12 protein-coding genes are annotated in these 13,750 nt (G+C 61.6%); 8 read left to right on the top strand and 4 right to left on the bottom strand.

Annotation, left to right across the window (positions count from 1 at the left end):
- Positions 1–9 precede the first annotated feature (9 nt).
- Genes GGI60_RS23725 through GGI60_RS23715 form a run of 3 tightly spaced genes read left to right on the top strand, consistent with a single transcriptional unit; the run spans position 10 to position 2,611 of the window.
- Positions 10–1,011 carry an ABC transporter substrate-binding protein gene (locus GGI60_RS23725; RefSeq protein ID WP_183919019.1) on the top strand — a complete coding sequence of 334 codons (1,002 nt, stop codon included), beginning with the start codon at positions 10–12 and terminating at the stop codon, positions 1,009–1,011.
- 12 nt (positions 1,012–1,023) lie between these two features.
- Positions 1,024–1,854, top strand: a complete 831-nt coding sequence (locus tag GGI60_RS23720) for an ABC transporter ATP-binding protein (RefSeq protein WP_183919020.1) — start codon at positions 1,024–1,026, stop codon at positions 1,852–1,854.
- Positions 1,838–2,611 carry an ABC transporter permease gene (locus tag GGI60_RS23715; RefSeq protein ID WP_183919021.1) on the top strand — a complete coding sequence of 258 codons (774 nt, stop codon included), beginning with the start codon at positions 1,838–1,840 and terminating at the stop codon, positions 2,609–2,611. The genes GGI60_RS23720 and GGI60_RS23715 overlap by 17 nt, the downstream gene beginning before the upstream one ends.
- Before the next feature lie 420 nt (positions 2,612–3,031).
- On the opposite strand, the gene GGI60_RS23710 is transcribed toward GGI60_RS23715, so the two are convergent.
- Positions 3,032–3,649 carry a flavodoxin family protein gene (locus GGI60_RS23710; protein WP_183919022.1) on the bottom strand — a complete coding sequence of 206 codons (618 nt, stop codon included), beginning with the start codon at positions 3,647–3,649 and terminating at the stop codon, positions 3,032–3,034.
- A gap of 275 nt (positions 3,650–3,924) precedes the next feature.
- On the opposite strand from GGI60_RS23710, the gene GGI60_RS23705 reads away from it, so the two are divergent.
- The 4 genes from GGI60_RS23705 (at position 3,925) to GGI60_RS23690 (ending at position 9,628) form a co-directional block, all read left to right on the top strand.
- Positions 3,925–5,733: an ABC transporter ATP-binding protein gene (locus GGI60_RS23705; RefSeq protein ID WP_183919074.1), complete on the top strand. Its 1,809-nt coding sequence runs from the start codon at positions 3,925–3,927 to the stop codon at positions 5,731–5,733.
- 223 nt (positions 5,734–5,956) lie between these two features.
- Positions 5,957–7,855 (top strand): ABC transporter ATP-binding protein, encoded by a 1,899-nt coding sequence (locus GGI60_RS23700; RefSeq protein WP_183919023.1) that lies wholly within the window; start codon positions 5,957–5,959, stop codon positions 7,853–7,855.
- A 95-nt stretch (positions 7,856–7,950) separates the two neighbouring features.
- Positions 7,951–8,265 (top strand): hypothetical protein, encoded by a 315-nt coding sequence (locus tag GGI60_RS23695; protein WP_183919024.1) that lies wholly within the window; start codon positions 7,951–7,953, stop codon positions 8,263–8,265.
- A 325-nt stretch (positions 8,266–8,590) separates the two neighbouring features.
- A complete protein-coding gene (locus tag GGI60_RS23690) occupies positions 8,591–9,628 on the top strand; it encodes a LacI family DNA-binding transcriptional regulator (RefSeq protein WP_183919025.1) in 1,038 nt (345 codons plus the stop codon).
- 10 nt (positions 9,629–9,638) lie between these two features.
- On the opposite strand, the gene GGI60_RS23685 is transcribed toward GGI60_RS23690, so the two are convergent.
- Positions 9,639–10,931: an MFS transporter gene (locus GGI60_RS23685; protein WP_183919026.1), complete on the bottom strand. Its 1,293-nt coding sequence runs from the start codon at positions 10,929–10,931 to the stop codon at positions 9,639–9,641.
- Positions 10,932–11,068: 137 nt separating this feature from the next.
- Entirely contained in the window at positions 11,069–12,268 is a 1,200-nt protein-coding gene (locus GGI60_RS23680) for a multidrug effflux MFS transporter (RefSeq protein WP_183919027.1), read from the bottom strand.
- Between the two features lie 174 nt (positions 12,269–12,442).
- Here GGI60_RS23680 and GGI60_RS23675 point away from each other — a divergent pair, with 174 nt between their 5' ends.
- Positions 12,443–13,183, top strand: a complete 741-nt coding sequence (locus tag GGI60_RS23675; protein WP_183919028.1) for a TetR/AcrR family transcriptional regulator — start codon at positions 12,443–12,445, stop codon at positions 13,181–13,183.
- On the opposite strand, the gene GGI60_RS23670 is transcribed toward GGI60_RS23675, so the two are convergent.
- Complete coding sequence (locus GGI60_RS23670) at positions 13,184–13,624, bottom strand: response regulator (RefSeq protein WP_183919029.1); 441 nt, start codon at positions 13,622–13,624, stop codon at positions 13,184–13,186.
- Positions 13,625–13,750 lie beyond the last annotated feature (126 nt).

Genomic DNA, 13,750 nt, shown 5'->3' with positions numbered 1-13,750 from the left:
GGAAATACCATGCGCAAGCTCATGCTCGCCCTCGCGGCAACCGTCGTGTTTGCCGGTTCTGCACTCGCGGATCCGGTCCGCATCAGCGTTGGTTCCTACAACCTCAACAACCTTCCTTTTCCGGTCGCCCAGGGACTCGGCCTTTATGAAAAGGAAGGCCTGGAGGTAACAGTCGAAAACTTTGCTTCGGGCGGCTCGAAGACACTTCAGGCGCTCGTTGCCGGCTCGACGGATATCGCCGTCGGCTTCTATGACCACACGATCCAGATGCAGTCGCAGAAGAAGGCTGTCGTGGCGTTCGTGCAGCTCGCCCGCAATTCCGGGCTGGTGCTGGCTGGCGGCAAGAACAGCACTTTCGACCCGGCTAAACCTGAAACCATCAAGGGCGCAAAAATCGGGATTACCTCGCCGGGCTCGTCCTCCGATTTCTTCGTCCGCTATTATCTTCAGCGCCACGGCCTGTCCGCAGACGACATCTCGCTGATCGGCGTCGGCTCCGGGTCTGCCGCGGTCGCGGCTCTTGAGCAGCGCAAGGTCGACCTCCTCGTCAACTACGACCCGGCAGCGACCTTCATCGAGGCCAAGGGCGTCGGCAAGATCCTGATCGACGGACGCAGCGACGATGGTGCCAAGGCAATCTATGGCGGGATTTACCCGACTTCCGTCCTCTATGCCACGCAGAGCTATATCGACAAAAATCCGGAAACGATCCAGAAGGTCACCAATGCGACCGTCAAGGCGCTCGAGTGGATGAACAGCCACTCCGCGGAGGAGATCGTCGAAAAGCTGCCGAAGGAATTTATTTCCGGCGATCGCGACACCTACGTCAAGGCGGTCGAGAACGCGAAGGCGATCTTCTCGAAGGACGGGCGCATCAACGAAGACGATATCAAGATTCCGCTCGCCGTCCTGAAGAGCTTCAACGACAAAGTCGCCGCGGCCGAAATCGACCTCGCAAAAACCTACACGAACGAGTTCGTCGGCAAGGTCCCGAACGCCCCTGCCAACTGATAGGAGGAGGTCATGGAATTGGCCGTAGTGAAAACTGCACCCCCGACCAACAGTCCGGATCATGCAAAGCCGATGGTTTCCATCGATTCCATCACCATGTCCTTCGGGGCTTATGTCGCTGTGCAGGATGTCAATCTGAGCGTCTCCGATGGCGAGTTCCTGGCCATCGTTGGACCTACCGGTTGCGGCAAGAGCACCGTTCTGAACGCGATTGCCGGCCTTCTGAAGCCTGCCAGCGGGACTGTTTTCATCGATGGTCAGCCGGTGCGCGGGGTCCAGAACGACATCGGTTATCTTTTTCAACAGGATGCATTGCTTCCATGGAAGACCGCAATCGAGAACGTTGAACTTGGTCCCATGTTCAAAGGTGTCGGTGCCGCCGATCGTCGCGAGCAGGCGATGAGATGGCTGGCGAAAGTCGGGCTCAAAGGGTTCGAGCATCGTTATCCGCACCAGCTTTCCGGCGGACAGCGCAAGCGCGTGCAGATGGCGCAGGCGCTGATCACCGGTCCAAAGGTCATCCTGATGGACGAGCCCTTCTCAGCGCTCGACATCCATACCCGCCACCTGATGCAGAACGAACTGTTGCGGCTTTGGCAGGAGGAGCGGCGCGCAGTGGTGATGATAACGCACGACCTCGAGGAGGCGATTGCTCTTGGTGATCGGGTCGTCGTGCTTGCTGCTGGACCGCGCTCGCGCGTGATCGACAGCTTCCCCGTCGATCTCGAGCGTCCGCGCGATGTCGCTGAAATCAAGCTCGATCCGCGCTTCATGGATCTTTATCGCAACATCTGGTCATCGCTGCGCGGCGAAGTGGAGAAAAGCTATGAACGTCATGACTGAACGTCTCATTCAAATCGTGCTGCTCGTGGTAATTGTCGGCGGCTGGCAGCTCGGTGTCGAGGCCGGCGCCATTGACGTCTTCTTTTTTCCGGCTCCGGTCGACATTTTCAACCAGGTTTTATCCTGGGTGGCGGACGTCAGCTTCTATAGCCACGTCGCCATCACCCTGACGGAAACCGTACTAGGCTACCTCGTTGGAACGGCACTTGGCGTGGCAGCGGGCGTGTGGCTCGGCCTCAGCCGTTCGACCGCGCGCATTCTGGACCCCTTCATCAAGGGGCTGAACGCAATTCCTCGCGTCGTGCTCGCGCCGATCTTCGTGCTGTGGCTCGGCCTTGGGCTGTGGTCCAAGGTGGCGCTCGCCGTGACGCTGGTGTTCTTCGTCACCTTCTTCAACGCGATGCAGGGCGTGCGCGAAGTCAACCCGGTGGTATTGTCGAACGCCCGCATTCTGGGAGGCAATCGGCGGGACCTGCTTCGCCACGTCTATTTCCCGGCAGCGGCAAGCTGGATTCTGTCCTCGTTGCGCACTTCGGTCGGCTTCGCCGTTGTGGGGGCGATCATTGGCGAGTATCTCGGCTCCTCTGCCGGGCTCGGCTATCTGATCGCTCAGGCCGAAGGCAATTTCGATGCGGTCGGCGTCTTCGCCGGCATCCTGATCCTCGCGATCTTCGTCTTGATTATCGACAGCATTCTGGACATCGCCGAGAAGCGCCTCATCAAGTGGCGGACAAGTGCTTCTGAACGGCCAGCGTGACGAACACTTGCGACAACTTAAACAAATGCTAACTCGCGCGCTCCCTTCCCCAAAGAAGGGAGCGCGCGCGTTCCGATCAATTGTGCATTCGGTCGCAACGAGAATCCGGTCGTTATCGCATCGACGAGGCGGCGCTCAGTGACCTAGAGCCTTTCCTGGTTAGATTGAAGCATTCTGTTGGCTCAAACGGAGTCGGATGGCCGACCGGCCGGCGCGCGTCGTAGCCTGGCTCTACGGCCAAGCCGGCCGGTCGATCAGCCGGCCCGTTTCAGCCAACCCGAAGGGCCGGGCATGTTTCCGCCAGGATCAGAGGCGATCGGCTCGGACGTACCTTGGGGTATGCCCATCGCCAATCGCCTCTGCCCTGACGAAAACCTGCCCCGGCAGAATGCTTCAATCTAACCAGGAAAGGCTCTAGTCTTAAGCGCTTTCACCGGGATATTGCTTTGCCTTCAGCAGCCCGGCCAGATGCGCCGTATTGCGCGCCAGCATGTCGACGGCCTTCGTCACGACCTTCGGCACCTTGTCGAGATCAACGAAATTGGTGGAACCCATCGCTTCCCCGACCCAATAGGCGACCGCATTGGCCGGGATGGTGAAGCCGACATCGTTCAGCGCCTGATAGAGTTCGGCCGACACATGATGGGCGCCGTCCTCGTTGCCGACGACGGCAACGGCCGCGACCTTGCCGTAGGAAACCATGCGGCCCTGATCGTCCGTCTCATCGAGGAAGGCGTCCATGCGCTCGAGCGCCCGCTTGCAGATGCTGGACGGCTGGCCGAGCCAGATCGGCGTCGCCAGCAGCAGGATATCGGAGTCGAGCAGCTTGGCGCGGATATCGGGCCAGTCGTCGCCGGCGCCTTCGTCCGATGTGACGCCCGGCTTGACGTTGAAATCGGCAAGGCGAAGCACTTCGGTCACAACGTCATATTCGGACAGCGCCTTGTCGATGAGAGCGATCATCCGGTCGGTCGACGACGGGTCCTTGGCGTCGCTGGTCTTCAGCGTGGCGTTGAGAGCAAGGGCTTTCAGCGGCATCTTATCTCTCCGGTAACGGTTGCCCGACGGGTCTGCCTGCTGCAACCCACCCGCGCGCCGATTGTTCCCGCGGCTGAGGCGAGGCGGCCTCACGCAAAAATAACCAGTTGGTGAATTCTTTACTTGAACCGCCAAATGGAATCGGCAAAACTGACGGGGCTATCAATCCTTTCATGGATTTGCCGTCTTTTCGGGCCAGCGTCCGAGCACACATCTATTGGAAAAATACCGTGAGCAGCGATGCGTTAACACGCGCGACGAAGCCTTCGGCTTCGATGGCGCTTGCAACTGCGGCAGGCTGGGGCCGAGGCCTCTTTACACTGGTGCGCATCACCGTGATGGCCTTCCGCCACCCTTGGCAGGCAGGCTTTGCGATCGGCGCCACGCTCATCGCCTCTACCTTCCAGCTGATGATCCCCCGCCTTCTCGGCCAGGCCGTCGACCACACGCAAATGGCGATGGGCGGCGGTGCGGCCGGCCAGGCGGCGCAGGACGCGCTGCTGACCACGGCGCTGCTTCTGCTCGGCGCCAGCGTGCTGCGCGGCCTCTTCACCATGGTGCAGAACTATTTCAGTGAATCCGTCGGCCACCACATGGGCTACGAGCTGCGCCTGGCCTGCTATGAAAAAATCCAGCGGCTGTCCTTCAGCTTTCACGATACCGTGCATTCCGGCGATCTGATCACCGTCGGCATGCTCGATCTCGAAGGCGTGCGCATGTATTTTTCCACCGCGCTAGTGCGCATGATCCTGCTCACGATCCTGATCGGCATCGGCGCCTATATGCTGCTGTCGACCAACGTCGTGCTCGGGCTGCTGGCGCTCTCCTTCGTGCCGTTCGTCGGCTGGCGCTCCTCGGTGACGCAGCTCAGGCTGCGCGCCACCTGGCTCGACCTGCAGGAGCGGCTGTCGGTGCTGACCCGCATCATGGAGGAGAATCTCGGCGGCATCCGCGTCGTGCGCGCCTTTGCCGCCCAGGAGCATGAACTCACGAAATTCGAGGCGGCCTCGAAAAACGCGCTGGCGCTCGCCCATCAGCGGGTTGGCATCCGCGTCGTCAATACCAGTGCCATGACCTTTTCCTTCTTCGCGGCGATGGGCCTCGTGCTTTGGATCGGCGGCGGCAAGGTGATGTCGGGCGAGATTACCGTCGGCACGCTCGCCTCCTTCCTGACCTTCATGACCATCCTGCAGATGCCGGTGCGCCAGCTCGGCCTGATGGTCAATGCCTTTGCCCGCGCCTCCACCTGCGGCTCGCGGCTCTTCAACCTGCTCGACCTCGACATCGCGATCAAGGATGCGCCGGATGCCAAAGAATTGGCGGTAACGGAAGGCGTGCTGCGCTTCGAAAATGTCAGCTTCGCTTATCCAGGCTCGGAAAAGCGCACGGTGCTCCACGATGTCTCGTTCGAAGCCCGACGCGGCCAGACGATCGGCATCGTCGGTCCGCCCGGCAGCGGCAAGTCGACGATCGCCCATCTGATCCCGCGCTTCTACGACGTCAGCGGCGGCAAGATCACCATCGACGGCCAGGATATCCGCAAGGCCACCCTGCAGTCGCTGCGCCGCGCCGTTGCCGTCGTGCAGCAGGATTCCTTCCTGTTCACGACGACGATCGAAAACAACATTGCCTATGGCGACCCCTGGGCGAAAGAAAGCCGCATCGAACGCGCCAGCGAAAGCGCCCAGCTGCACAATTACGTGCTCGGCCTGCCCACCGGCTACGGCACCGTCGTCGGCGAGCGCGGCGTTTCGCTCTCCGGCGGTCAGCGGCAGCGTCTTTCGATCGCCCGCGCGCTGATGCTGAAGCCGGCGGTGATGGTGTTCGACGATTCGACGGCGGCGATCGATGCCGCCACCGAACAGCGCATCCGCAGCGCCATGCGCCGCTATGCCGCCGACCGGGTGACGATCATCGTCGCCCACCGCCTGAGCTCGCTGATGCATGCCGACCAGATCCTGTTCGTCGAAGACGGAAGGATCGTCGAGCGCGGCACGCATCAGGCGCTGCTTGCCCTCGCGGGCCGCTACAAGGCGCTCTACGAGCTGCAGGTACGGCCGGGCGACGAGGTGTTGAGCGCGTAATCTTCTCTTCTCCCCGCTGGAGAAAAGTGCCGAACAAAGCGAGGCGATGAGGGGGCGAGGAGCGATAGCGACGAGTGCGCTACCCGGAAGCGAAGGGCAAATGAGGGCCTGCCGTGTGGCCCCCTCATCCGCCCTTCGGGCACCTTCTCCCCGCTGGGGAGAAGCGCGGACAAGCAATTGATGTGCGGACCAGCCTCAAGTGATGGCCGCAGGAGGAACGACGATGGCCGAGGAACTGGAAACCGAGCGTCCGGACGTCCGCGAGGACGGACGCCGCCCGCCGCGGGCAGTGGTCGGTTCGCATCGCATCGAGGAGGAAATGTTCGGCAAGGCCTTCGACGGCAACATCGTCAAGCGCATTTGGGCGTTCGTTCACCCCTACCGCACACAGGTCCTCTGGGCGGTCGTCGCCATCCTGACCTTCACGACGATGCAATTGCTGATCCCGCTGATCATCCGTTATGCCATTGACCACGGCATGTCGCCGGGCGGCAGTCCTTCGGCGCTGATCTCGGCGATCGCCGCCTTCGCCATCGCCATCCTTATCAATTATGCGGCAAGCTACGCACAGGAGACGCTGGTCGGCAACGTCGCGGAAGAGGTGCTCTTCGACATCCGCAAGGCGATGTTCTCGCATCTCCAGCGCGTTTCGCTCTCCTTCATGGACAAGACCGAAGTGGGGCGCCTGATGTCGCGCCTGCAGGGCGACGTCAACTCGATGCAGGAATTCCTCGAGACCTCGGTGCTTTCGGTCGGCGACATCGTGCTGCTCTTCGGCATCGTTTTCGTGATGCTCTACCTCGATTTCAAGCTGGGGCTGCTGACGCTCTCGGTGCTGCCGGTGCTTTTCATCGTCCGGCTGTTCTGGCTGCCGCTCGCCCGCAAGTCCTTCATGGCCGCGCATGAGACCAATTCGGTGGCAAACGGCGCCCTCGCCGAAGCGATCCATGGCGTGCGCGCCGTCCAGAGCATGGACCGGCAGGGCGTCAACTTCACGCTCTACGACGACAAGGCGCATGCCAATCTCAGGACGCACCTGACGGCTGCGCGTTATGCCCAGGTGATGGTGCCGATCGTCGACAGCCTGACCGGTGTGGCGATGGCGCTCGTCATCGTCGTCGGTGGCGCCCGAGTTCTCAACCAGGCGCTCGACGTCGGCGTGCTCGTCGCTTTTCTCTTCTATATCCAGCGCTTCTTCGACCCGATCCGGTCGCTGACCCTGCAATATTCGGTGATGCAGCGCGCCATGGCGTCCGGCCAGCGTCTGACCGAAGTGCTCGACGTGCCCGTCGACATCAAAGACGCGCCCAACGCCAAGACCCTGTCGCGCGACATGGACGGTTCGGTGGAGTTCAAGGATGTCGTCTTCGGCTACAATCCGAAGCACCCGGTGTTGAAACATGTGAGCTTCAAGGTCAATCCCGGTGAGACGGTGGCGCTGGTCGGGCCGACGGGATCGGGAAAATCGAGCTGCATGTCGCTCATCCATCGCTTTTATGACGTACAGCAGGGGCAGGTGCTGGTCGGCGGCCACGACGTCAGGGAACTGACCCAGGATTCGCTCGGCGCGCAGATCGCCATGGTCTTGCAGGAGCCCTTCCTCTTTACCGGCACCGTGTTTGAAAACATCCGCTACCATAAGCTGGAGGCGACGCGCGAGCAGGTGATCGAGGCGGCCAAGGCGGTCGGCGCGCATGATTTCATCATGCGCCTGCCCGACGGCTACGACAGCATTCTCGGCGAGCGCGGCGGCAATCTATCGCTCGGCCAGCGCCAGCTCCTGAGCTTTGCCCGTGCACTGGTGGCGGATGCGAAGATCCTGGTGCTCGACGAGGCGACCGCCAATATCGACAGCTATACCGAGATGCTGATCCAGAAGGCGCTGGTCAAACTGCTCGAAAACCGCACCGGCCTCGTCATCGCCCATCGCCTAGCGACGATCCGCGAGGCCGACCGCATCATCGTGCTGCAGAACGGCGAAATCATCGAAAGCGGCGACCACCGCCAGCTGATGAAGAACGGCAAGCTCTATTCCAGACTCTATAACTTGAACTACGCTTCCTTCGACGATATTCCCGAAGACGTGCTGGAGGAGACGACGGCGGGGGAATCGGCGACCTGACATGCGTTACCTGTTGTCGCAAAGTTTGAACGAACAAACGCCTTGCTGCCGCATTTTACTTTTATCCGGGGCCTGTGCCCACTGAGGAGAGCGTTATGAAGAGAATTATTAGCAGCCTGTTGATCGCGACGGCCCTTGTTGGATCGGCTATTCAGCCCGCTGCCGCGCGAGACCATCATCACCATAACAATACCGGCCGCATCATCGCCGGCGGCGTTGCTGCAGGCGTCGTCGGCGGCCTGATCGGCGGCGCAATCGCCAATGGTAGCCCGCGCTACGTCGATGAAGGTCCTCGTTATGTCGAGAGCCCCCGCTATGTCGAAGAGCCGAGATGCTGGTATGAGGACCGCGACGTGCGCAACCGCTATGACGGCGGCTATCACGCCGAAACCGTGCGGGTCTGCGAGTAGGCCTGAAATTCTTTGAAGTGGCGTTGAACGCGTCAGCGTCGCTTGACCCTCAGCCGAGGTTGCGTTCCGCAGCCTCGGCTTTTTGATTTCAATATCAAGGACATGCTGGCAGGAGAGCAGCCGCTCGTCCGGCTGCCGTCATCGACCGGGTCGAGCCACGCGTCTCGAAAATCCGGACGCGCCTGCAGGTTACGAACGCGTCATCCTGGAACTCGTCATTCGCCGAAGCTTCAGACCATAACTCTCCCCTATGGCTTTTCGCAGAGGTCATCCTGTGGCAAGAAGGGCCATGACTCGGCGCCTTAGGGGAGGAAGATCGGCTGACATGAAGGGAATCCGCCAGCTCGCCGAGCATCTCGACATTTCGATCGGCACCGTGTCCCGCGCGCTGAACGGCAAGCCCGACGTCAACGAGGAAACGCGCCGGCGGGTGCTCGCCGCCGCCGAGGAGCTTGGCTACGTCGCAAACCAGTCCGGCCGCAGCCTGCGCCAGGGCATGACCAATGTCATCGGGCTGATGCTGGAAGTGAGCCGCGAGACGGTCGAAAACAGCGACGACTTCTTCCTCGGCGTCACCGACGGGCTGCAGAGCGTCTTTTCTCGCCACAAGCTCGATCTGGTCATGCTGCCCTGCCCTGACGACGAGGATCCGCACGAATATCTGAAGCGCATGGTGGCGCGCCGCCTCGTCGATGCGCTGATCATTTCGGCGACACGGCGCACAGACCGGCGCATCGAGCTTCTGGAAAAAGCCCGCATCCCCTTCGTGGCGCTCGGCCGCAGCGCGTCCGGCGGCAGCTATACCTGGATGGACCTCGATTTCGAAGGCGTGGCGGCGCGCGGCGTCGACCGGCTCGTTGCCAAGGGCCATCGACGGATTGCGGTGGCCGCCCCCTCCTCCGACATCAATCTCGGCTACATCTTCCTCGACAGTTATCGCCAGGCGCTGCAGCGCCACGGCATCGCCTTTGATCCGACCCTCGTCATCCGCGTCAAGTCGAGCGAACAGGGCGGCTATCAGGCCGGCCACGAACTGCTGATGATCGAAGACCGGCCGACGGCGATCATCCTGATCCACGAGCTGATGGCGATCGGGCTTTACCGCAGGCTGGCCGAGGCAGGCATCGTGCCCGGTCGCGACCTCGCCGTCGTCGGCTTCCGCGAAGAGCCGCGCACCCTTTTTCTCCAGCCGTCGCTGACCTCCTTCCGCATGTCGCTGCGCGATCTCGGCGCCCAGCTTGGCGAAACCCTGCTTGCCACCATGCCGGCCTATGCCGATCATTATCCGCAGGGCGCCCGCAACAGGATCTGGCCGATGGAGCTCGTTCCGGGCGAAAGCGACGCCTTCACGCTGACGGCCTGAAGCACATCGCTCAGATCCGGCTCGGTGCCGCCGCAGCTTCGCGGCTCGACAATTGACGCGTGACGAAGAAGACCAAGAGGGCGCCGGCCGCAAGGCAGGCGGCGAGGAAGAACATCGGCGCGATGGTGCTGCCGCTTTCATCCTTGATCCAGGGCACGACGTTCTGGGCGACGAAGCCGCCGAGATTCCCGACCGAATTGATGGCGGCAAGTCCGGCCGCCGCACCCGCTCCTTTCAGGAACCGCGAGGGCAGGCTCCAGAACACCGGCTGCGGCGCGAAGATGCCGGCGGCGGCGACGCAGAGGAAGGCGAATTGCACCGTGTGGTTCGGGATCAGTGCCGACAGCAGCAGGCAGGCGGCGCCGATGAAGGCCGGAATGACGATATAGGGCGTCTTCGATTGCGCCTTGTCGGCCATGGCGGGAACGGCATAGAGCGCGCCTGCGACCAGCAGCCAGGGAATGACGTTGAGGAAACCGTTCACCGTGTTGCTGACGCCGAAGGCCTTGACGATGGTCGGCAGCCAGTAGCTCAGCCCATAGGCCGACAGCGGAAAGGCGATATAGCAGAGCGCCATCAAGAGGACGCGCGGGTCGACGAGCGCCTTGAAGCCGTTTCCGGCATTTTCGTCCATGCCGGCATTTTCCGAGGCGAGCCTCCGTTCCAGCCAGCTCCTCTCCTCGCGGCTGAGGAAGCTCGCATTCTCAGGCCGGCCGGGAAGATAGAAAAAGGTGACGACGCCGGCGATGACGGCCGGAATACCGGTCGCCAGGAACACCCACTCCCAGCCGGCAAAGCCGTAGAGGCCGTCGAGATCGAGCAGCGCGCCGCCGAGCGGTGCGCCGACGGCATTGGCGATCGCGCTGAAGATCATGAACAGGCCGACCATCCGGCCGCGATAGCCCGAAGGGAACCATAGAGTCAGGAGATAGAGGACGCCGGGAAAGAAGCCGGCTTCACAGACCCCGAGCAGGAAACGCAGGATATAGAACATCGCCGCGTTCTGGGTGAAGGCGAGCGCGATGGTGACGAGGCCCCAGGAGACCAGGATGCGGGCGAACCAGACACGCGCGCCGAGCCTGTCGAGGAAGAGATTGCTCGGCACCTCGAAGAGAAAATAGCCGATGAAGAAGAGCGAAGCGCCAAGACCATAGGCATATTCGCTCAGGCCCAGGGCATCGACCATCTGCAGCTTGGCAAAACTGACATTTTGCCGATCGATATAGGCGATGAGATAAAGGATGCCGAGAAACGGCATCAGCTTCCAGGTGATTTTCGAGATCAGCCGCTTCTCGTCGACCATGCATATTCTCCGCAATGACAATGTCGTTAACGCCTAGATAGCGCTATCAACCAATATTCAATTGGGCGAAGTATTTTCTTCGATGCCGCAACCGTGATTGGTGGCCGCAACCGGATGACCGGTGCGGCCCCTTCTGATCATTCAGCGGCGACTGTGGCGGCGCGGCGGCCGATCGTGGCCTGCGTCAACACCAAGGCCATAAAGGCGCAGACGGCGATGCCGGCGGCCATCGGAAGGGCGGTGCCGTCGAAGAACAGGCTCGAGATCACCATGGCGACGGCGGCGATGACGAAATGCAACGTGCCCATCAGCGACGAGGCGGTGCCGGCGATCGCGCCGTGATCCTCAAGCGCCAGCACGGCGCTCGTCGGGATGACGAGGCCGAGAAAGCCGTAGCCGATGAACAGGAAGCTCGCCATGACAGGCAGCTGATTGAAGCCCGCCGCCATAGCAACCGCCATGACGATCATGGCAAGTGCGAAGGCACTGACGGCAATCCGCATGACCCGCACCAGGCCGAAACGCTCGCCGAGCCAGCCCGTTGCCTGCGACACCGCGAAGAAGGACACGGCGTTGATCGAGAAGGCGAAGCTGTACTCCGTCGGCGTCAGCCCGTAATGCTCAATCAGCACGAAGGGCGAGTTGGCGAGATAGACGAGGAAGCTGGAAATGCCGAGGCCGCCGATGAAGGTCAGAGTCAGGAAATTGCGGTCGGATAGCAGCAGCCGGTAAGCCGTCATGGCGCTCCCGAGGCCGCTGCCGCTGCGATCAGTGGCCGGGCGGGTCTCGTCAAGCTGCGTGGCGAGCAGGACGAAGCCGATCAAGGCGGCTATTGTCACGGCCCAGAACACGCCGCGCCAGCCGTAAAACTCGATGACCGCGCTGCCGGTCAGCGGCGCCAGGATCGGCGAGATCGAGAAGACCAGCATCAGCAGCGACATCAGCCGCGCGGCCTGAACGCCGGTATGCATGTCGCGGACGATGGCGCGCGGAATGACCATGCCGGCCGCACCGCCGATGCCCTGGACGAAACGGAAGGCGATCAGCGTCTCGATATCGGTCGAAAGCGCGCAGCCGATCGAGGCTAGCGCGAAGAGGCCGATGCCGAGATAGAGCGGCAGCTTGCGGCCCCACATGTCCGAGATCGGACCATAGACGAGCTGGGAGAGCGCAAAGGAGATGAAGAAGGCGAGAAGGGTCAGCTGGGTGACGTTATTGTCGGCATGCAGATCCTGGCCGATCGAAGGCAACGCAGGCAGATACATGTCGATGGCAAAGGGGCCGATGGCCGATAAAAGGCCGAGAATGAGGGCCGTGCGGAAGAAGGAAGCCGTCATAATGGTGATCTTTCATAAAAGCGCGAGCAAAGACGCCGGATGGTCGTTTCGCCGCAGTGCTCTTTGGGGGTTCAATGATGATCGTTCGCGCGAAGACGAAGTTGGGAGCTCATATCTTCGGCGGGGAAGCAGGCGTGTCAATAAATTTGGACACTAATGTAAAACTAGGCGCCATTGTCTAAAACGTCAAGGCGTCTTATCTTCGCTCTCATGAACGATCGCATGACACCGGCAGTCCGGATGACGGGGCATAGCCAGCGCGGGCAATGTGCCAAGCGCATGTCAATCCTCGATGCCGCTGCCGACGTTTTCTGCCGCCAGGGATTTGCCGCCGCCAGCATCGACGAGATTGCCGCCGTCGCCTGTGTCTCCCGCCAGACGATCTACAATCACTACCGCGAGAAGGAAACGCTGTTCGTCGCCGTTGTCGAGGACGTCATGAACCGCGCCAATGCCATGCTCTTTTCCGTATTGTCGGCCTTCCCTGATAATGCCGACAATCTGGAGGATGACCTCACGGCTTTCGTCATCCGCCTCAACAAGAACTGCATCTGCAATCATGACGGAAAGTTCCTGCGCAAGCTGGTGCAGACGGAGGGTGAGCGATACCCACATCTCTTCGAAAGCTGGCGCCAGCACGGGCCCGGCAAGCTGACGACCGCGCTTTCCGCACTTCTCGCACGGCTGGCGCAAAAGGGAGCGCTTGTCATCGACGATTTCGACGTCGCCGCCCGGCAGTTCGTCGCGCTCAGTAATGCCGACCTGCAGATGATGACACTTTTCGGAGGAACGCCGACCGACGCGGAACTGGAAAAGGCGGCCCGCAATGCCGTTCGTACCTTTCTCAGGGCCTATGGCCGACCGGCGGCGGAGAAGTTCGGAGCTGAGCCGCGGCTGACAGCTCTATCCGGCTGATCAGGCAAAAACCGTCATCTGCGCCGGCACGACGGCGAACATGCCGGCGCGGCGCGCGGCAAGATATTTCACCAGCTGTTCGACAACCGAAGGCATGACCGGCTTCTGGACGACGCCGACCGCGCCCTTGACGCCGTCGGCGACGGTCTCGGGATTTCCGGTCATGAAGACGACGGCGATGTCATATTCTTCCGCCAGCCGCCGGCCGAGCTCAGGCCCGGTCGGGCCATCGGCGAGATTGACGTCGACAAAGGCAATATCGGCGGACGGTGCCAGCTGCAGCGCCTGTTCGCGATCATTCGCCAAGCCGGCGACCTGCATGCCCATGCCTTCCACCGTCGCGCCGAGATCGAGGGCGATGAGGAATTCATCCTCGACGATCAAGACGCGCTGTTTCATGAGTTCATCTTGCTGCAAGCGCCGCACGACATTGGTGGCCATGATACGTCCCCTTGTTACGCACATACTTCGAAAGAAGGATCCGCTTCAGCAGCTGTGCCTGCCGAAACTCAGTGTTGTAACGGCGAACTTGACGATATGTTCCGCGGTGAAACGGGATTTTTCTGA

Origin of the sequence: Rhizobium lentis, assembly GCF_014200175.1 — a bacterium.
In the GTDB taxonomy this organism is placed as follows: domain Bacteria; phylum Pseudomonadota; class Alphaproteobacteria; order Rhizobiales; family Rhizobiaceae; genus Rhizobium; species Rhizobium mulingense.
The sequence above is the reverse complement of the archived record's forward strand: the minus strand, read 5'-3'. Positions and strand labels throughout refer to the sequence as shown.

Bases quoted from the DNA above. Each gene is read 5' to 3' on its own strand.
- GGI60_RS23725 (WP_183919019.1), top strand. From the start codon at position 10: ATGCGCAAGCTCATGCTCGCCCTCGCGGCAACCGTCGTGTTTGCCGGT.
- GGI60_RS23720 (WP_183919020.1), top strand. From the start codon at position 1,024: ATGGAATTGGCCGTAGTGAAAACTGCACCCCCGACCAACAGTCCGGAT.
- GGI60_RS23715 (WP_183919021.1), top strand. From the start codon at position 1,838: ATGAACGTCATGACTGAACGTCTCATTCAAATCGTGCTGCTCGTGGTA.
- GGI60_RS23710 (WP_183919022.1), bottom strand. From the start codon at position 3,649: ATGCCGCTGAAAGCCCTTGCTCTCAACGCCACGCTGAAGACCAGCGAC.
- GGI60_RS23705 (WP_183919074.1), top strand. From the start codon at position 3,925: ATGGCGCTTGCAACTGCGGCAGGCTGGGGCCGAGGCCTCTTTACACTG.
- GGI60_RS23700 (WP_183919023.1), top strand. From the start codon at position 5,957: ATGGCCGAGGAACTGGAAACCGAGCGTCCGGACGTCCGCGAGGACGGA.
- GGI60_RS23695 (WP_183919024.1), top strand. From the start codon at position 7,951: ATGAAGAGAATTATTAGCAGCCTGTTGATCGCGACGGCCCTTGTTGGA.
- GGI60_RS23690 (WP_183919025.1), top strand. From the start codon at position 8,591: ATGAAGGGAATCCGCCAGCTCGCCGAGCATCTCGACATTTCGATCGGC.
- GGI60_RS23685 (WP_183919026.1), bottom strand. From the start codon at position 10,931: ATGGTCGACGAGAAGCGGCTGATCTCGAAAATCACCTGGAAGCTGATG.
- GGI60_RS23680 (WP_183919027.1), bottom strand. From the start codon at position 12,268: ATGACGGCTTCCTTCTTCCGCACGGCCCTCATTCTCGGCCTTTTATCG.
- GGI60_RS23670 (WP_183919029.1), bottom strand. From the start codon at position 13,624: ATGGCCACCAATGTCGTGCGGCGCTTGCAGCAAGATGAACTCATGAAA.